General features: G+C 63.4%; 16 protein-coding genes. 12 read left to right on the top strand and 4 right to left on the bottom strand.

Translation table 11 applies throughout. The features are described 5' to 3' along the window. Positions 1-75: 75 nt before the first annotated feature. The 4 genes from GEV38_RS26035 (at position 76) to GEV38_RS26020 (ending at position 4,198) form a co-directional block, all read left to right on the top strand. Positions 76-1,473, top strand: coding sequence for an FAD-binding oxidoreductase (locus GEV38_RS26035; RefSeq protein ID WP_015272192.1), 1,398 nt, complete (start codon positions 76-78; stop codon positions 1,471-1,473). Between the two features lie 25 nt (positions 1,474-1,498). Next, on the top strand, positions 1,499-2,164 hold the full coding sequence (locus GEV38_RS26030) for a fumarylacetoacetate hydrolase family protein (protein WP_015272191.1): 666 nt from the start codon (positions 1,499-1,501) through the stop codon (positions 2,162-2,164). Between the two features lie 120 nt (positions 2,165-2,284). Beyond that, positions 2,285-3,205: an SdiA-regulated domain-containing protein gene (locus tag GEV38_RS26025; protein ID WP_015272190.1), complete on the top strand. Its 921-nt coding sequence runs from the start codon at positions 2,285-2,287 to the stop codon at positions 3,203-3,205. Positions 3,206-3,295: 90 nt separating this feature from the next. Continuing rightward, positions 3,296-4,198: an SdiA-regulated domain-containing protein gene (locus GEV38_RS26020; protein WP_015272189.1), complete on the top strand. Its 903-nt coding sequence runs from the start codon at positions 3,296-3,298 to the stop codon at positions 4,196-4,198. A gap of 116 nt (positions 4,199-4,314) precedes the next feature. On the opposite strand, the gene rpiA is transcribed toward GEV38_RS26020, so the two are convergent. Beyond that, positions 4,315-4,989 carry a ribose-5-phosphate isomerase RpiA gene (gene rpiA / locus GEV38_RS26015; RefSeq protein ID WP_013974672.1) on the bottom strand — a complete coding sequence of 225 codons (675 nt, stop codon included), beginning with the start codon at positions 4,987-4,989 and terminating at the stop codon, positions 4,315-4,317. A 135-nt stretch (positions 4,990-5,124) separates the two neighbouring features. Between rpiA and ilvA the strand changes: the two genes are divergently transcribed. Beyond that, positions 5,125-6,639 (top strand): threonine ammonia-lyase, biosynthetic, encoded by a 1,515-nt coding sequence (gene ilvA / locus GEV38_RS26010; protein WP_015272188.1) that lies wholly within the window; start codon positions 5,125-5,127, stop codon positions 6,637-6,639. A 195-nt stretch (positions 6,640-6,834) separates the two neighbouring features. Next, on the top strand, positions 6,835-7,260 hold the full coding sequence (locus GEV38_RS26005; RefSeq protein ID WP_015272187.1) for a DUF2269 domain-containing protein: 426 nt from the start codon (positions 6,835-6,837) through the stop codon (positions 7,258-7,260). A gap of 129 nt (positions 7,261-7,389) precedes the next feature. Here the strand turns inward: GEV38_RS26005 and GEV38_RS26000 are convergent, their stop codons facing one another. Beyond that, a complete protein-coding gene (locus GEV38_RS26000; protein WP_054573403.1) occupies positions 7,390-8,046 on the bottom strand; it encodes an HAD family phosphatase in 657 nt (218 codons plus the stop codon). Between the two features lie 141 nt (positions 8,047-8,187). Here GEV38_RS26000 and GEV38_RS25995 point away from each other — a divergent pair, with 141 nt between their 5' ends. Together GEV38_RS25995 and ptsP are read left to right on the top strand one after the other, a co-directional pair. Next, a complete protein-coding gene (locus tag GEV38_RS25995; protein ID WP_003249017.1) occupies positions 8,188-8,667 on the top strand; it encodes an RNA pyrophosphohydrolase in 480 nt (159 codons plus the stop codon). Between the two features lie 22 nt (positions 8,668-8,689). Continuing rightward, on the top strand, positions 8,690-10,969 hold the full coding sequence (gene ptsP / locus GEV38_RS25990; protein ID WP_015272186.1) for a phosphoenolpyruvate--protein phosphotransferase: 2,280 nt from the start codon (positions 8,690-8,692) through the stop codon (positions 10,967-10,969). A 135-nt stretch (positions 10,970-11,104) separates the two neighbouring features. Here ptsP and GEV38_RS25985 read toward each other — a convergent pair whose 3' ends face one another. After that, positions 11,105-11,851 carry an NRDE family protein gene (locus tag GEV38_RS25985; protein WP_015272185.1) on the bottom strand — a complete coding sequence of 249 codons (747 nt, stop codon included), beginning with the start codon at positions 11,849-11,851 and terminating at the stop codon, positions 11,105-11,107. Positions 11,852-11,979: 128 nt separating this feature from the next. On the opposite strand from GEV38_RS25985, the gene GEV38_RS25980 reads away from it, so the two are divergent. Genes GEV38_RS25980 through GEV38_RS25970 form a run of 3 tightly spaced genes read left to right on the top strand, consistent with a single transcriptional unit; the run spans position 11,980 to position 14,608 of the window. Then, positions 11,980-12,762: a sulfite exporter TauE/SafE family protein gene (locus tag GEV38_RS25980; RefSeq protein ID WP_015272184.1), complete on the top strand. Its 783-nt coding sequence runs from the start codon at positions 11,980-11,982 to the stop codon at positions 12,760-12,762. A gap of 16 nt (positions 12,763-12,778) precedes the next feature. Beyond that, entirely contained in the window at positions 12,779-13,585 is an 807-nt protein-coding gene (gene lgt, locus GEV38_RS25975; RefSeq protein WP_013974665.1) for a prolipoprotein diacylglyceryl transferase, read from the top strand. 51 nt (positions 13,586-13,636) lie between these two features. Then, the gene (locus tag GEV38_RS25970) at positions 13,637-14,608 is read left to right on the top strand and encodes a thymidylate synthase (RefSeq protein ID WP_013974664.1); all 972 of its coding nucleotides are present in this window, start codon (positions 13,637-13,639) and stop codon (positions 14,606-14,608) included. 122 nt (positions 14,609-14,730) lie between these two features. On the opposite strand, the gene cadR is transcribed toward GEV38_RS25970, so the two are convergent. Beyond that, positions 14,731-15,174, bottom strand: a complete 444-nt coding sequence (cadR, locus tag GEV38_RS25965; RefSeq protein ID WP_016712550.1) for a cadmium resistance transcriptional regulator CadR — start codon at positions 15,172-15,174, stop codon at positions 14,731-14,733. Positions 15,175-15,258: 84 nt separating this feature from the next. On the opposite strand from cadR, the gene GEV38_RS25960 reads away from it, so the two are divergent. Further along, complete coding sequence (locus GEV38_RS25960; protein WP_015272182.1) at positions 15,259-17,472, top strand: heavy metal translocating P-type ATPase; 2,214 nt, start codon at positions 15,259-15,261, stop codon at positions 17,470-17,472. The last annotated feature ends 2 nt before the right edge of the window (positions 17,473-17,474 follow it).

Genomic DNA, 17,474 nt, shown 5'->3' with positions numbered 1-17,474 from the left:
CGCGACACAATCTGAGCTTATCCCGACAGGTGAAGAGTGCTCAGGGTGACTATGAATAAGTCGAGAGTTCCAGCGATGACCCACCCCGCTGTAATTGATGAACTGATGACCCTTGTCGACCCTGGCAAGGTCCTGACCGACGCAGCTTCCCTGGAAGCCTATGGCAAGGACTGGACCAAGCATTACCCACCGGCACCCAGCGCCATCGTCTTTCCCAAGACGGTGGAGCAGGTGCAGGCGATCGTGCGCTGGGCCAATACGCACAAGGTGGCGCTGGTGCCGTCTGGCGGGCGTACCGGGCTTTCCGCAGGCGCCGTGGCGGCCAATGGCGAAGTGGTGGTCGCCTTCGACTACATGAACCAGATTCTCGGCTTCAATGCCTTCGACCGCACCGTGGTCTGCCAGCCAGGGGTGATTACCCGCCAGCTGCAGGCCTACGCCGAAGAACAGGGCCTGTATTACCCCGTGGACTTCGCCTCCAGCGGTTCCAGCCAGATTGGCGGCAATATCGGCACCAATGCCGGCGGAATCAAGGTGATTCGCTACGGCATGACCCGCAACTGGGTGGCCGGGTTGAAAGTGGTGACCGGCAAGGGTGAGCTGCTGGAGCTGAACAAGGACCTGATCAAGAACGCCACCGGCTACGACCTGCGCCAGCTGTTCATCGGTGCCGAAGGTACCCTGGGCTTCGTGGTCGAGGCCACCATGCGTCTGGACCGTGCGCCGCGCAACCTCACCGCGATGGTGCTGGGGACCCCGGATTTCGACTCGATCATGCCGGTGCTGCATGCCTTCCAGGGCAAGCTGGACCTGACCGCCTTCGAGTTCTTTTCCGACAAGGGCCTGGCCAAGATCCTGGCGCGTGGCGATGTGCCGGCACCGTTCGAGACCGACTGCCCGTTCTATGCGCTGCTGGAATTCGAGGCCAGCACCGAGGAGGTGGCCAACGAAGCCCTGGCCACCTTCGAGCACTGCGTCGAGCAAGGCTGGGTGCTGGACGGGGTGATGAGCCAGAGTGAGACCCAGCTGAAAAACCTGTGGAAACTGCGCGAGTACCTGTCGGAAACCATCTCGCACTGGACCCCGTACAAGAACGACATTTCTGTCACGGTGTCGAAAGTGCCAGCGTTCCTGCGCGATATAGATGCCATCGTCGCCGAACATTACCCGGATTACGAAGTGGTGTGGTACGGCCACATCGGCGACGGCAACCTGCACCTGAACATCCTCAAGCCCGAGCACATGAGCAAGGACGACTTCTTCGCCTCGTGCACCAAGGTCAACAAGTGGGTGTTCGAGATCGTCGAGCGCTACAACGGCTCGATCTCCGCCGAGCATGGTGTGGGCATGACCAAGCGTGACTACCTGGGCTATAGCCGCTCGCCCGAAGAAATTGCCTGCATGAAGGCAATAAAGGCCGTGTTCGACCCTAACGGCATCATGAATCCGGGTAAGATCTTCGCACCTGAATAGAAAGCAGTATCCAGAGGAGTCGGCCATGAGTTACCAGCATCAGTACGTAGACGGCACACGCATTCACTTCCCGCTGGGCAAGGTGGTTTGCATCGGCCGTAACTATGCCGAGCATGCCAAGGAGCTGGACAATCCGATCCCCACCGAACCGCTGCTGTTCATCAAGCCGGGCAGCTGCGTGGTACCAGCCGAGGGCGGCTTCAAGATCCCGACGGAACGTGGCTCGGTGCACTATGAGGCGGAAATTGCCGTGCTGCTGGGCAAGCCGCTGTCGACTCACCCGAGTGAGGAAGAGGTGCTGGACGCCATTTCCGGCTATGCACCGGCGCTAGACCTTACCCTGCGTGACGTGCAGGCCAAGCTGAAAGAGAAGGGCCTGCCCTGGGAGTTGGCCAAGTGCTTCGATGGCGCCTGCGTACTGCCGCCGTTCGTGTCGGCCGCCAGCTTCGAGGATGTGACCGACATCCCAGTGCGCCTGACCGTCAACGGCGAAGTTCGCCAGGATGGTAACAGCGCGATGATGCTCAACCCGATCGTGCCGATGATCCAGCACATGGCCGCGCATTTCTCGCTGCAGGCGGGGGATGTGATCCTCACCGGTACCCCGGCGGGTGTGGGGCCGTTCAATGTCGGTGACGAATTGGTGCTGGAGTTGCCGGGTGTGAGCCGCTTCGAAAGCCGGGTGCTCTGACTCGAGACCGCGTCGCCTTCTTCGCGGGTAAACCCGCGAAGAGGCCGGTCCTGTTTACCGATTTTTCACACCTGATCCGGATAATGCGCGAATCTTCGCCCATTTCCCCAGGACCCCTGCATGCCATCTCCCTCCAGCGCCCCGGCAACCCCCAAGCGTCGTTTCTTTCTGCGCTGGCCCTTCGGCCTGGCTGTGGCGGCGGTAGTCGGCTATGGCGTGGCCGTAGCCATGCACTGGGATGACCGCGGTGCGCTGTGGGTCAAAGAAAGTTTCGAAAGCGCCGCCGAGCGCAGCGAGAGCGTATGGCTACCAGACTACAAGGTCGACATCAATGCCAAACCGTTGCCGGGCATGGACGACGATGAAGCTTCAGATGTGGCCTTCAACCCGCGTACCCGCACCCTGTTCGCAGTCATGGGCAAGAACCCGATCCTGGTCGAACTGAGCCTGGATGGCGATGTACTGCGCAAGATCCCCCTCAACGGCTGGAACAACCCGGAAGGCGTCGCCGTACTGGAAGACGGCTACCTGGCAATCACCGATGAGCGCCTGCACGACCTGACCGTGGTCAAGGTGGATGCGCAGACCACCTCGTTGAACCATGATGATTTCCAGAGCCACGACCTGGGCCCGTCGTTGAAGAGCAACAAGGGCTTCGAGGCGGTGGCCTGGGACCCGCTGCGCCAGCGCCTGGTCATCGGCGAGGAGCGCCCGCCCAGGCTGTATACCTGGAATACCGACGGCCGCAGCCCGCTCACGGGTGAAAAACAGCTTTTGCCCAGTGATGAACTGGACCTGCGCAACCTATCGGCGCTTGGCGTGGATCCGCGTACCGGCCACTTGCTGGTGCTGTCGTCCGACTCCAACATGCTTCTGGAACTGGACGAGCAGGGCCAGCAAGTCAGTTTCATGACCCTGCTCGGCGGTTTCAACGGCCTGCAGGACACCATCCCGCGTGCCGAAGGGGTGGCCATGGACGACAAGGGCAACCTGTACATGGTCAGCGAGCCTGCACTGTTCTATCGCTTCAGCAAAAACTGACCCAAACATCCGACTTTTCGGATGCTGGCATTAAGCTTTACTTCAGTTGTTCGTGATTAGATTCGTCACCCCTGTGTCGAGTCTTCCCTCATGCGCCGTTTTGTTCGTCCGTTCCCTGTTCTGGTCGTTATCGGCCTGATCCTGCTCGGCTTGGCCGGGCAGGAGTTTCGCCTGTTCGAGCGTGGCTGGTTCAACCTCAACGCCTGGTGGCAGCCAGCCGAGCAAAGCATCGGCCTGGACCGTTACCGGGTGGTGGTGGAGGCGCAGCCGATCGAGGGGCTGGATGACGACATCTCGGCGCTGACCTACGACCCCGACCGCAAGACTCTGTTTACCGTTACCAATGCACGCTCGGAGCTGATCGAGCTGTCGCTGGACGGGCGCATCCTGCGCCGAGTGCCGCTGACCGGCTTCGGCGACCCGGAAGCCGTGGAGTACGTCGGGCCCAACAGCTATGTGATCACCGACGAGCGTCAGCAGCGGCTGATTCGCGTGCGCCTGGAGGACGACACGATGTTCCTCGATGCCGGCGATGCCGAGCAGCTGACCCTGGGCATTGGCCTGAATGGCAACAAGGGCTTCGAGGGGCTGGCCTATGATTCGGCGGGCAAGCGCCTGTTCGTGGCCAAGGAGCGTGACCCAATGCTGATCTACGAGGTGCATGGCTTCCCGCATGACAATCCTGAGCAGCCCTATGCGGTGCATGTGGTGCAGGACCGCAAGCGTGATTCGCGACTGTTCGTGCGGGACCTGTCGAGCTTGCAGTTCGATGAGCGCAGCGGGCACCTGCTGGCGCTGTCGGACGAGTCGCGGCTGGTGCTGGAGCTGGATGTGGAGGGCCGGCCGCTGAGTACCTTGTCGTTGCGCAAGGGGTTCCAGGGGTTGCAGGCGACGGTGCCACAGGCTGAGGGGATTGCGATGGATGAGGCGGGGACCATCTATCTGGTCAGTGAGCCGAACCTGTTCTATGTGTTCAAACAGCCAGCGGAGTGAGCAGGTGGGGCTGCTTTGCAGCCCATTCGCAGCACAAGGCTGCTCCTACAGGAAACCGCGTACCCCTGTAGGAGCAGCCTTGTGCTGCGAATCGAGGGCGAAGCTCTAGCAGAAAGTTACTCGGCCTTGAGGCTCTTCACGCCCTCAGAGGTACCCAGCAGCAGCAAATCTGCCGGCCGCGCCGCGAACAGGCCGTTGGTCACCACGCCAACAATGGCATTGATCTGCGCTTCCAGCTCCACCGGGTTGGTGATCTGCAGGTTGTGCACATCGAGGATCACGTTGCCGTTGTCGGTAACCACGCCCTCACGGTACACCGGGTCACCGCCCAATTTGACCAGCTGGCGCGCCACGTGGCTGCGGGCCATCGGGATCACTTCGACCGGCAGCGGGAACGCGCCCAGCACCGGTACCAGCTTGCTGGCATCGGCGATGCAGATGAAGGTCTTGGCCACGGCGGCGACGATCTTCTCGCGGGTCAGGGCTGCGCCGCCGCCTTTGATCAGGTTCAGGTGCGCGTCGCTCTCGTCGGCGCCGTCCACGTAGAACTCCAGTTCGCTGACGCTGTTCAGCTCGTAGACCGGGATGCCATGGCCCTTCAGACGCTGGGCAGTGGCTTCGGAGCTGGCGACCGCGCCGTCGAAGGCGGTCTTGTGCTGAGCCAGGGCGTCGATGAAGAAGTTGGCGGTCGAACCGGTGCCGACGCCGACGACGCTCTTTTCATCCAGCTTGGGCAGAATGAAGTCGACAGCGGCCTGGGCGACGGCCTGTTTGAGTTGGTCCTGGGTCATGCGGGCTCCGAGAGGGGGCAGGGCGGTTTTGAAAAGAGCCTAGTATAACGGCTCGGGCGGCTTTGCTGTGGTCGCCCGACGTAGCGCTGGGGTAGACTCCCAGCCCTTGTCCCGCGGCCCAGTGATGCATTCCCGATGCTCGAACAGTACGTCAAGAAGATCCTCACCTCGCGCGTCTACGACGTTGCGGTCGAAACCCCGCTCCAGAGCGCCGGGCAGCTGAGCAAGCGCCTGGGCAACCAGATTCTGCTCAAGCGCGAAGACCTGCAGCCGGTGTTCTCGTTCAAGATCCGCGGGGCCTACAACAAGCTGGCCCAACTGACCCCGGAAGAACTGGCCCGTGGCGTGGTCACCGCCTCGGCCGGCAACCACGCCCAGGGCCTAGCCCTGGCCGCGCGCGAGATGGGCATCAAGGCCACTATCGTGATGCCCAAGACCACCCCGGAGATCAAGGTCGAGGGCGTGCGTTCGCGGGGCGGCAAGGTGGTGCTGCATGGCGACTCGTTCCCCGAGGCGCTGGCCTATTCGCTGAAACTGGTCGATGAAAAGGGCTTCGTCTACGTGCACCCCTACGACGACCCGCACACCATCGCCGGGCAGGGCACCGTGGCCATGGAGATCCTGCGCCAGCACCCAGGCCAGCTGGACGCGATCTTCGTGCCGGTGGGTGGCGGTGGCCTGATCGCCGGCATTGCTGCATACGTGAAATACCTGCGCCCGGAAATCAAAGTGATTGGTGTCGAGCCGGACGACTCCAACTGCCTGCAGGCGGCCATGGCGGCCGGCGAGCGCGTGGTGCTGCCGCAGGTCGGGCTGTTCGCCGACGGCGTGGCGGTGGCGCAGATCGGCCAGCACACCTTCGACATCTGCCGCCATCATGTGGATGAAGTGGTCACCGTCAGTACCGACGAAATCTGCGCGGCTATCAAGGATATCTACGATGATACCCGCTCGATCACCGAACCTGCCGGTGCCTTGGGCGTGGCGGGCATCAAGAAGTACGTCGAGTTGTACGGCGTGACCGGGCAGACCCTGGTGGCCATCGACTCCGGTGCCAACGTCAACTTCGACCGCCTGCGCCATGTGGCCGAGCGTGCCGAGCTGGGTGAAAAGCGCGAAGCGATCATCGCCGTGACCATCCCTGAGCGCCCGGGCAGCTTCAAGGCCTTCTGCGAGGCTATCGGCAAGCGCCAGATCACCGAATTCAACTACCGCAAGCACACCTCCGACGAGGCGCATATCTTCGTCGGCGTGCAGACCCACCCGGAAAACGACCCGCGTGCGGCGCTGGTACAGCAACTGACCGAGCAGGGCTTCCCGGTTACCGACTTGACCGACAACGAGCTGGCCAAGCTGCATATTCGCCATATGGTTGGTGGTCATTCGGCCGGTGCCAGTGACGAGATGGTGCTGCGCTTCGAGTTCCCCGAGCGGCCGGGGGCGCTGTTCAACTTCCTCAACAAGCTGGGCGGGCGCTGGAACATTTCGATGTTCCACTACCGCAACCATGGCGCCGCTGACGGGCGCGTGGTGGCGGGGTTGCAGGTGCCGGAGGACGAGCGCCACATGGTGCCGGCGGCGCTGGCGAAGATCGGCTACCCGTACTGGGACGAAACCGACAACCCGGCTTACAAGCTGTTCCTGGGCTGAGCGGCTAAGCTAAGCCAGATATCTCGCTTTTTGTAGGAGCGGCCTTGTGTCGCGATGGGCCGCAAGGCGGCCCCGGCAATGTGTGATCATGGCCGAGATCCCGGGGCCGCTTTTGCGGCCCTTTCGCGACACAAGGCCGCTCCTACAAGGGTTAGGGGCTGCTGCAAAAATGGCCTGACAAAGGACAATTCGGACATGGAACACCTGACCACCCTCAAGACCCTGCACATCATCGCCACCGCGCTCCTGCTGCTGGGTGCTCTGGGCCTGGCGCTCTGGACCGTGCGCGCCCGCCGCCAGGGCGATGCCGAGGCCTACGCCAAGCTGCTGCGTCGGCCGCTGGTGTTCGTCTGGCTGGTGATGGGCCTGTGCCTGGTGAGCATGCCGTTCACCGGCTGGTGGCTGGTGCACCTGGTGGGCTGGCCGCTGGGGCAGACCTGGGTGCTGGCGTCCAGCGTCATCTATACGCTGGGCGCGTTTGCCGTGTGGTGGCTGCTGGTGCGGTTGAACCGGCTGCGCAAGGCCGAGGTGGTGGGGCTGCGCTTTACCTTGGCACTGGCGGTGTTCAGTGGGGTTTGCTTCCTGTCCATCGCCGGGCTGATGGGCGCCAAGCCGGTCTGACAGCTTTGTGCTGTATGTGCTGGCCTCTTCGCGGGTAAACCCGCTCCTACAGGGTCTGAGCAAGGCTTGAGGGCTGTGCAGTACCTGTGGGAGCGGGTTTACCCGCGAAGAGGCTGGCACAGTAAAACCTCAATCCCGCAGCGAAACCACAGGCCACCCGCGCATCTCGGCCTCCGCCCGCAGCTTCGGGTCGGGGTCCACCGCCACCGCATGCGCCACTCGCTGCAACAACGGCAAATCGTTCATCGAGTCGCTATAGAAATAGCTGTCCTCAAGATCGAAGCCGTTCTCCAGCATCCAGCGCTCCAGCCGCGTCACCTTGCCTTCACGGAAACACGGTATATCGGTACTACGCCCGGTATAACGGCCATCACGCATCTCGCATTCGGTCGCCAGCAACACGCGAACCCCCAGGCGCCGGGCAATCGGTGCGGTGACGAAGCGGTTGGTGGCGGTGATGATCACCAGCTGGTCGCCGGCCTCGCGGTGCTGCTGCAGCAAGCTCAGCGCCTTGGGCAGGATGATCGGCTCGATGCAGTCGCGCATGAAGTCGCGGTGCCATTCGTCGAGCCGGGCTACCGGTGTTGCCGCAAGGATTTCCATGGAAAAGGCCAGGTAGGCCTGCAGGTCCAGGGTGCCGTTCAGGTATTCCTGATAGAAGCCATCGTTGCGTTGCTTGTAGGTAACCGGGTCGAGGATGCCGCGCTGGCAGAGGTAGTCACCCCAGGCATGGTCGCTGTCGCCACCGAGGAGGGTATTGTCCAGGTCGAATAAAGCCAGGCGCATCGCGGTCACTCGCATAAGCCACAGGGTAGGCCCGCAGAATACGGAGTTTTCACGCTGCTGCACATAAGCTTGGCGGGCGCGTTGCTGCGCTCGCAAGCTTTGTGGAACAATGCGGTGACATGCGTTTGCGAGGTTGCTGCCGTGATCGACCCGGATGGTTTTCGCCCCAATGTAGGGATCATTCTCACGAATGATGCCGGGCAGGTGCTATGGGCTCGACGGATCAACCAGGATGCCTGGCAGTTTCCCCAGGGTGGCATCAACCCTGACGAGACGCCGGAAGATGCCCTGTACCGCGAGCTGAACGAAGAAGTTGGCCTTGAACGCGATGATGTGGAAATTCTTGCCTGCACCCGTGGCTGGTTGCGTTATCGTTTACCCCAGCGACTGGTGCGTACGCATAGCCAGCCGCTGTGCATCGGCCAGAAGCAGAAATGGTTCCTGCTGCGTCTGGTCAGCAACGAACAACGGGTGCGGATGGACCTGACCGGCAAGCCGGAATTCGACGGCTGGCGCTGGGTCAGCTATTGGTACCCGCTGGGCCAGGTTGTGACATTCAAGCGCGAGGTCTACCGACGCGCCCTGAAAGAGCTAGCACCGCGTCTGCTGACGCGCGACTGACGACGGAGTTCGACCCCGAGCCATGCTCAATACGCTGCGCAAGATCGTCCAGGAAGTAAACTCCGCCAAAGATCTCAAGTCGGCGTTGGGGATCATTGTCTTGCGTGTCAAGGAGGCCATGGGCAGCCAGGTCTGCTCGGTCTACCTGCTCGACCCGGAAACCAACCGCTTCGTGCTGATGGCCACCGAAGGCCTGAACAAGCGCTCCATCGGCAAGGTCAGCATGGCCCCCAACGAAGGCCTGGTCGGCCTGGTCGGTACCCGGGAAGAGCCGCTGAACCTGGAAAACGCTGCCGACCACCCGCGTTACCGCTACTTTGCCGAAACCGGCGAGGAAAAATTCGCCTCCTTCCTCGGTGCGCCGATCATCCACCACCGCCGCGTGGTCGGGGTATTGGTCATCCAGCAAAAGGAGCGCCGCCAGTTCGACGAGGGCGAAGAAGCCTTCCTGGTCACCATGAGCGCCCAGCTGGCAGGGGTTATCGCCCACGCCGAGGCCACCGGCTCGATCCGTGGCCTGGGCCGCCAGGGCAAGGGTATCCAGGAGGCGCGCTTCGTCGGTGTACCGGGCTCGCCAGGCGCCGCCGTGGGGCGCGCAGTGGTGATGCTACCGCCAGCCGATCTGGAAGTGGTGCCGGACAAGACCGTCGATGACATCGACGCCGAACTGAAGCTGTTCCAGAACGCCCTCGAAGGTGTGCGCGACGATATGCGCAAGCTGTCGGCCAAGCTGGCCACCCAGCTGCGCCCGGAGGAGCGTGCACTGTTCGATGTGTACCTGATGATGCTCGAAGACGCGGCTCTGGGCGGTGAGGTGACCGAAGTCATCAAGACCGGCCAGTGGGCCCAGGGCGCACTGCGCCAGGTGGTGGGCGAGCACGTCAACCGCTTCGAGCTGATGGACGATGACTACCTGCGCGAGCGCGCCTCCGACGTCAAGGACCTGGGCCGGCGCCTGCTGGCCTACCTGCAGGAAGCCCGCGCGCAGTCGCTGGTGTATGCCGACAACACCATCCTGGTCAGTGAAGAGCTGACCCCGGCGATGCTCGGCGAAGTGCCTGAAGGCAAGCTGGTCGGCCTGGTCTCGGTACTGGGCTCGGGCAACTCCCACGTCGCCATCCTGGCTCGCGCCATGGGCATCCCCACGGTGATGGGCCTGGTCGATTTGCCTTATTCCAAGGTCGACGGCATCGAGATGATCGTCGACGGCTACAAGGGCGAGGTGTTCACCAACCCCAGCGAAGTGCTGCGCAAGCAGTACAGCGACGTGGTCGAGGAGGAGCGCCAGCTGGCCCAGGGCCTGGATGCCCTGCGCGAACTGCCGTGCGTTACCCCGGACGGCCACCGCATGCCGCTGTGGGTCAACACCGGCCTGCTCGCCGACGTGGCCCGTGCCCAGCAGCGTGGCGCCGAAGGGGTGGGGCTGTACCGCACCGAAGTGCCGTTCATGATCAACCAGCGCTTCCCCAGCGAGAAAGAGCAGCTGGCCATCTACCGCGAGCAGCTGGCGGCCTTCCACCCGCTGCCGGTGACCATGCGTACCCTCGACATCGGTGGCGACAAGTCGCTGTCGTACTTCCCGATCAAGGAAGAAAACCCGTTCCTCGGCTGGCGCGGCATCCGCGTCACCCTCGACCACCCGGAAATCTTCCTGGTTCAGACCCGCGCCATGCTCAAGGCCAGCGAGGGGCTGAACAACCTGCGTATCCTGCTGCCGATGATTTCCGGCATCCATGAGCTGGAAGAGGCGCTGCACCTGATCCACCGCGCCTGGGGCGAGGTGCGTGACGAAGGCACCGATGTGCCGATGCCACCAGTTGGCGTGATGGTGGAAATTCCTGCGGCGGTTTACCAGACCAAGGAGCTGGCGCGGCAGGTGGACTTCCTGTCGGTCGGTTCCAACGACCTGACCCAGTACCTGCTGGCGGTGGACCGCAACAACCCGCGGGTCGCCGACCTGTACGACTACCTGCACCCGGCGGTGTTGCAGGCGCTGAACACGGTGGTGCGCGACGCCCATGGCGAAGGCAAGCCGGTGAGTATCTGCGGTGAGATGGCCGGTGACCCGGCAGCGGCGATCCTGTTGATGGCCATGGGCTTCGACAGTCTGTCGATGAACGCCACCAACCTGCCGAAGGTGAAGTGGATGCTGCGCCAGATCAACCTGGTCAAGGCCAAGGAATTGCTGACCGAGGCACTGAGCCATGACAACCCGCAGGTTATCCACAGCTCGCTGCAACTGGCCCTGAAAAACCTTGGGTTGGCGCGGATGATCGGGCCTGGGGCCAATAAGACCCTCTGAATGCGGGGTGCCTGTTCCGGCCTCTTCGCGGGTTTGTGGGAGCGGGCGTGCCCGCGAAGCAGGCGACTCGCTGTATGGCACCGGCTTCGCCGGTGTTCGCGGGCTCGCCCGCTCCCACAAAGGCCAGCACAGTGCTCAGACCGAAAGCTCAACTTCCCCCAAGTGCCCGCCAAATGGCCCAAAACTGCGCTCAATAAGCCGCCTTTTCCCCTGATCATCCACTATCAGCACCGTGCTCGCCCGCGTCCCGTAGTTCTGGCTGGCAATGAACACGCTCGACAGCAACTTCTCGGTCGCCAACCCCACGCCCGTCTCCGGCAACTCGCCCTCCGGCGCCGGTTCGGCATCGGCCAGCAACGCTAGCAAGCGCTGTGGCTCTGGCGTTTCCAGTAACCCTTCCAGCCCACTGCGCGCCTTCACCAGCTTCGGCCAAGGCGTATCTAGCCCGGCATTGGAAAGCCCGTAAACCCCGGCCTCCAGCAAGCGCGGCGCCGCGTCTTGGGCATGCAGGTAGCCCAACTGCCGTCCATCGCCCACCAGCAGGTTGAACCCTGAATATTGCCTGCTGCGGCTGGCCACCTGGTCCAGATAGGCCTCGACCCCCAACTCCCCCTGCAGATACGCCGCCACCAGCTCGCCCCGCGAGCGTGGCCCCAGTGCCTGCGCCGGGTCGCGAATATTGGTCAGCGCCGCGAACCGCCCCTGCGGGCCGACGCCCAGCCAGGTGCCGCCGGCTTCCAGGTCGCGCCCGGCATATACCCCGGGTGCATCCTCCCAGGCCGCCAGGGCCTGGGTGGGGCGGGCATAGAACTCATCGCGGTTGGCCGCCACGATCAGCGGCAGGGCGTGCCCCGGCCGCCAGGCGAATACGATCAGGCACATCTGTCGGGCCTCCGTTTTTTCGCCACTGTACCCACAGCGGCAGGGAGGATCCATCCTGACACACTGTTCACTAGAGCCCCGAGCCCGGCTTCCGTTACCATGCCGGATTGTTTTCTCGGGGAAGACGAATGGAATTCGTGCTCTATCTGCTGTTGGGCGCCTGCGCCGGTGTGCTGGCCGGGCTGTTCGGCGTGGGCGGCGGTATCATCATCGTGCCGGTGCTGGTGTTCAGCTTCACCTTGCAGGGTTTCGATGCCTCGGTGCTGACCCACCTGGCTGTCGGTACGTCGCTGGCAACCATCGTTTTCACCTCGATCAACGCCGTGCTCGAGCACCATCGCAAGGGCGCGGTGCAATGGCCGATCTTCGCCTGGATGACCCTCGGCATCCTCCTTGGGGCCGGTGTCGGCGCCAAGACCGCCTCGCTGATACAGGGGCCGTTGCTGCAAAAGATCATCGGTGTGTTCGCCCTGGTCATCGCCGCGCAGATGGCCCTGGACCTCAAACCCAAGGCCAGTCGTGGCATCCCCGGCAAGCCCGCGCTGATCGGTGCAGGTGGGGTGATCGGCTGGGCTTCGGCCATTTTCGGCATCGGCGGCGGTTCGCTGACCGTGCCGTTCCTGACCTGGCGCAGCCTGCCCATGCAGCAGGCAGTGGCCACGTCTTCGGCCTGTGGCCTGCCCATTGCCTTGGCCAGTGCCCTGAGTTTCATGCTGCTGGGTTGGCACGAGCAGCACCTGCCGGCCCACAGCCTGGGTTACGTGTACCTGCCGGCGCTGCTCGGCATTGCCGTGACCAGCATGTTTTTCGCCCGCTTCGGCGCGCGCCTGGCGCACAAGCTGTCGCCACGTTTGTTGAAACGCCTGTTCGCAGCCCTGCTGTTCTGTGTCGGCCTCAGCTTTTTGATTTGAATCGAGAGGAAGTTCCATGCTGCCTTACCCGCAGATAGACCCCGTGGCCGTGGCCATCGGGCCGCTGAAAATCCATTGGTACGGCCTGATGTACCTGGTCGGCATCGGCGGTGCCTGGCTGCTCGCCTCGCGCCGGCTGAACCGCTTCGACCCCACCTGGACGCGCGAAAAGCTCTCCGACCTGGTGTTCTGGCTGTCGATGGGTGTGATCGTCGGTGGTCGCCTGGGCTACGTGCTTTTCTACGACCTGCACGCCTACCTGGCCAATCCGACGCTGATCTTCGAAGTGTGGAAGGGTGGCATGTCGTTCCACGGCGGTTTCATCGGCGTGATGCTGGCGGCCTTGTGGTTCGGCAAGCGCAACAACAAGTCGTTCTTCGAGCTGATGGACTTTGTCGCCCCGCTGGTGCCGATCGGCCTGGGGGCCGGGCGCATCGGCAACTTCATCAACGCCGAGCTGTGGGGCAAGGCCACCGACGTGCCATGGGCGATGGTCTTCCCGCCGTTCAGCGACCCGGCGCAGCTGCCGCGTCACCCATCGCAGCTTTACCAGTTCGCACTCGAAGGTGTGGCGCTGTTCCTGATCCTCTGGGCGTTCTCGCGCAAGCCGCGGCCGACCATGGCGGTATCCGGCATGTTCGCGCTGTTCTACGGTATCTTCCGCTTCATCGTCGAATTCGTCCGCGTACCGGATGCCCAGCTTGGCTACCTGGCCTGGGGCTGGCTGACCATGGGTCAGATTCTGTGCGTGCCGATGATCCTGGCTGGCCTTGGCCTGATCTGGTGGGCTTATAATCGCAAGCCTACGGCGAAACCCGCCTGATTAATCCCACGGCAGGGGCGATCCCCCTGCCGTTTTTGCTACAGGTAAGCCATGAAACAGTATCTGGACCTGGTCCGCGACGTCATCGACAACGGCACGCTGCAGGGCAACCGCACCGGCATCCGCACCATCAGCCTGCCGGGCGCCATGCTGCGTTTCGACTTGCAGAAGGGCTTCCCGGCCATTACCACGCGCAAACTGGCGTTCAAGTCGGCGATCGGTGAAATGGTCGGTTTCCTGCGTGGCGTGAAGAACGCCGGTGAATTCCGCGAACTGGGCTGCAAGGTCTGGGACCAGAACGCCAACGAGAACGCCCAGTGGCTGGCCAACCCGTTCCGCCAGGGCCATGACGACCTGGGCGAGATCTACGGCGTGCAATGGCGCCAGTGGCCGGGCTACAAGCGCATCCCGCTGAGCAACCCGGCGGCCATCGAAATGGCCGAGAAGGCGGGCTTCCGCCGCATCGCCCAGGACGAGGAGGACGGCGTCGCGTTCGTCATCCTGTACAAGGCCATCGACCAGGTGCGCCAGTGCCTGGACACCATCGCCAACGACCCGGGCAGCCGCCGTATCCTGTTCCACGGCTGGAACTGTGCGCAGCTGGACGAAATGGCCCTGCCGCCGTGCCACCTGCTGTACCAGTTCCACCCGAACGTTGAGACCAGGGAAATCTCCCTGACCCTCTACATCCGCTCGAACGACCTGGGCCTGGGTACGCCGTTCAACCTCACCGAAGGCGCGGCGCTGCTGTCGCTGTTCGGCCGCCTGACCGGCTACACCCCGCGCTGGTTCACCTACTTCATCGGCGATGCCCATGTGTATGAGAACCACCTGGACATGCTCAATGAGCAGCTCAAGCGTGAGCCGCTGGAGGCGCCGAAGCTGGTGATCAGCGACCGTGTGCCGGCGTTTGCCGAGACGGGCAAGTACGAGCCGGAGTGGCTGGAGAAGATCGAGCCGAGCGATTTCTGGCTGGAAGGGTATGAGCACCATGCCCCGATGACGGCGCCGATGGCGGTGTGATGTTCTAGATTGCCGGGGGCGCTTTGCGCCCCTTTCGCGACACAAGGCCGCTCCTACAGGAGATCGCGTAGCCTGTAGGAGCGGCCGTGTGTCGCGATGGGCTGCAAAGCAGCCCCAAAATCTCAATGCCCATGACTTCGCCCCACATGCGAATGCTCGGTATCCGGCACCGATACCGCCCCGTTCGTCTCCAGTTGCTGCAAGATCGCACACTCCGCCCCTTGCGCATTGCAGCGCCGCCGCAGCTCCACCAGCTGTTCCTGCAGCGCCACCAGGCCATCGATCCTAGCCTGCACATGCTCGATATGTTCGTCGATCAGCGCATTGACGCTGCCGCACGAATCATCGGGGCTGTCGCGCAGGCGTAGCAGGCTGCGGATTTCATCCAGGGTCATGTCCAGGGTGCGGCAGTTGCGGATGAAGGTAAGCCGCTCGACGTGGGCCTGGGTGTACAGCCGGTAGTTGCCGTCGCTGCGTGCCGGCTCCGGCAGCAGCTGTTCACGCTCGTAGTAGCGGATGGTTTCCACGGCGCAGTCGGTGGCTTTGGCCAGTTCTCCGATCTTCATCACGAAATTCTCCAGCAAGTGGCTTGACCCTATAGTGGCTACAGGGTGTTCACTTGGCAACAGGCTCAAATTAAGGATGACCCCATGAACCAGCCTGTCAGCCACGAACACAAGCACGATCACCACGCCCACAGCTGCTGTGGCAGCGCTGCTGCGCCAGCGTTGGTCCAGCTGAGCGAAAAGGCCAGCAGCCACGCCCAGTTCAGCCGTTTCCGCATCGAGGCCATGGACTGCCCTACCGAGCAGACCCTGATCCAGGACAAGCTGGGCAAGCTGGCCGGTATCGAGCAGCTGGAGTTCAACCTGATCAACCGTGTGCTTGGCGTGCGCCACACCCTGGGTGGCACTGCTGAAATCGAGCAGGCCATCGACAGCCTGGGCATGAAAGCCGAGCCGCTTGGCGCCGAAGACGATAGCACTGCCAGCGCACCGCAAGTGGCCAAGACCCGCTGGTGGCCCCTGGCGCTGTCCGGTATTGCCGCGATCGCCGCCGAAATCGTGCACTTTGCCGCACTGGCCCCGGAGTGGGTGGTGGCGGCGCTGGCGCTGGCAGCGATCCTCGGCTGTGGCCTGGGTACCTACAAGAAGGGCTGGATCGCCCTGAAAAACCGCAACCTCAACATCAACGCGCTGATGAGCATTGCCGTGACTGGCGCGGTGCTGATCGGCCAGTGGCCGGAAGCGGCCATGGTGATGGTGTTGTTCACCGTCGCCGAGCTGATCGAAGCCCGCTCGCTGGACCGCGCGCGCAACGCCATTGGCGGCCTGATGCAGCTCACCCCGGACATGGCTACCGTGCGCCAGGCCGATGGCCAGTGGCGGGAAGCAGAGGTGCGGGAGGTGGCCATCGGGGCCCTGGTGCGGGTACGCCCCGGCGAACGCATTGGCCTGGACGGTGAAGTGACCAGCGGGCAATCCACCGTCGATCAGGCACCGATCACCGGCGAAAGCCTGCCTGTGGAGAAGACGGTGGGCGACAAGTTGTTCGCCGGCACCATCAACCAGGCAGGGGCGCTGGAGTTCCGCGTTACCGCTGCTGCCGGGCAATCGACCCTGGCGCGGATCATCAAGGCCGTCGAGGAAGCGCAAGGCGCGCGGGCGCCTACCCAGCGTTTCGTCGACCGCTTCTCGCGCATCTACACCCCAGTGGTGTTTGCCATTGCCCTGGCCGTTGCGGTGATACCGCCGCTGTTCATGGCCGGTGCCTGGTTCGACTGGGTCTATCGCGCCCTGGTGCTGCTGGTGGTGGCCTGCCCGTGTGCCCTGGTGATCTCGACCCCGGTGACCATCGTCAGCGGCCTGGCTGCCGCCGCGCGCAAGGGCATCCTGATCAAGGGTGGCGTGTACCTGGAAGGCGGGCGCCAGTTGGACTTCCTGGCCCTGGACAAGACCGGCACTATCACCCACGGCAAGCCGGTGCAAACCGATGCCAAGGTACTGGAGCCGCTGTTCGAAGGCCGCGCGCAAGCCCTGGCCGCCAGCCTTGGCGAGCGTTCGGACCACCCGGTCTCCCGCGCCATTGCCCAGTTCGGCAAGGAGCAAGGCCTGGCCTTGAGCGAGGTAGACGACTTCGCAGCCCTTGCCGGGCGCGGCGTGCGCGGCACCATCGCGGGTGAGGTTTACCACTTGGGTAACCACCGTCTGGTCGAGGAGCTGGGGCTGTGCTCGCCCGAGCTCGAGGCCCAGTTGGATGCGCTGGAGCGCCAGGGCAAGACCGTGGTGCTGCTGCTCGACCGCTCCGGCCCGTTGGCGCTGTTCGCGGTGGCCGACACGGTCAAGGAAAGCAGTCGCCAGGCCATCGCCGAGCTGCACGAGCTGGGCATCAAGACTGTCATGCTGACCGGTGACAATCCACATACCGCCCAGGCCATCGCCACCGTGGTGGGTATCGACCGTGCCGAAGGCAACCTGCTGCCTGCCGACAAGCTCAAGAGCATCGAAACCCTGTACGCCCAGGGCCATCGGGTGGGCATGGTCGGTGACGGCATCAACGACGCCCCGGCACTGGCTCGTGCCGAGATCGGTTTTGCAATGGCGGCGGCCGGTACCGACACCGCCATCGAGACCGCCGATGTGGCGCTGATGGACGACGACTTGCGGAAAATCCCGGCCTTCGTCAGGCTGTCGCGCCAAAGTGCGGCGATCCTCATGCAGAACATCGTTCTGGCGTTGGGCATCAAGGCGATATTCCTGGCGATCACCTTTGCCGGCATGGCCACCATGTGGATGGCGGTGTTTGCCGACATGGGCGTGAGCCTGCTGGTGGTGTTCAACGGCTTGCGCCTGTTGCGCAAATAGAG

It is taken from the genome of Pseudomonas sp. 13159349 (assembly GCF_013305685.1).
GTDB classification, from domain to species: domain Bacteria; phylum Pseudomonadota; class Gammaproteobacteria; order Pseudomonadales; family Pseudomonadaceae; genus Aquipseudomonas; species Aquipseudomonas asiatica.
The sequence above is the reverse complement of the archived record's forward strand: the minus strand, read 5'-3'. Positions and strand labels throughout refer to the sequence as shown.

What these genes read in the sequence shown, in the direction of transcription:
- GEV38_RS26025 (WP_015272190.1), top strand. Translation starts at nt 2,285, where the DNA reads ATGCCATCTCCCTCCAGCGCCCCGGCAACCCCCAAGCGTCGTTTCTTT.
- GEV38_RS26000 (WP_054573403.1), bottom strand. Translation starts at nt 8,046, where the DNA reads ATGCGCCTGGCTTTATTCGACCTGGACAATACCCTCCTCGGTGGCGAC.
- GEV38_RS25985 (WP_015272185.1), bottom strand. Translation starts at nt 11,851, where the DNA reads ATGTGCCTGATCGTATTCGCCTGGCGGCCGGGGCACGCCCTGCCGCTG.
- GEV38_RS26030 (WP_015272191.1), top strand. Translation starts at nt 1,499, where the DNA reads ATGAGTTACCAGCATCAGTACGTAGACGGCACACGCATTCACTTCCCG.
- ilvA (WP_015272188.1), top strand. Translation starts at nt 5,125, where the DNA reads ATGCTCGAACAGTACGTCAAGAAGATCCTCACCTCGCGCGTCTACGAC.
- GEV38_RS26020 (WP_015272189.1), top strand. Translation starts at nt 3,296, where the DNA reads ATGCGCCGTTTTGTTCGTCCGTTCCCTGTTCTGGTCGTTATCGGCCTG.
- GEV38_RS26005 (WP_015272187.1), top strand. Translation starts at nt 6,835, where the DNA reads ATGGAACACCTGACCACCCTCAAGACCCTGCACATCATCGCCACCGCG.
- GEV38_RS25980 (WP_015272184.1), top strand. Translation starts at nt 11,980, where the DNA reads ATGGAATTCGTGCTCTATCTGCTGTTGGGCGCCTGCGCCGGTGTGCTG.
- GEV38_RS25960 (WP_015272182.1), top strand. Translation starts at nt 15,259, where the DNA reads ATGAACCAGCCTGTCAGCCACGAACACAAGCACGATCACCACGCCCAC.
- cadR (WP_016712550.1), bottom strand. Translation starts at nt 15,174, where the DNA reads ATGAAGATCGGAGAACTGGCCAAAGCCACCGACTGCGCCGTGGAAACC.
- ptsP (WP_015272186.1), top strand. Translation starts at nt 8,690, where the DNA reads ATGCTCAATACGCTGCGCAAGATCGTCCAGGAAGTAAACTCCGCCAAA.
- GEV38_RS25970 (WP_013974664.1), top strand. Translation starts at nt 13,637, where the DNA reads ATGAAACAGTATCTGGACCTGGTCCGCGACGTCATCGACAACGGCACG.
- rpiA (WP_013974672.1), bottom strand. Translation starts at nt 4,989, where the DNA reads ATGACCCAGGACCAACTCAAACAGGCCGTCGCCCAGGCCGCTGTCGAC.
- lgt (WP_013974665.1), top strand. Translation starts at nt 12,779, where the DNA reads ATGCTGCCTTACCCGCAGATAGACCCCGTGGCCGTGGCCATCGGGCCG.
- GEV38_RS26035 (WP_015272192.1), top strand. Translation starts at nt 76, where the DNA reads ATGACCCACCCCGCTGTAATTGATGAACTGATGACCCTTGTCGACCCT.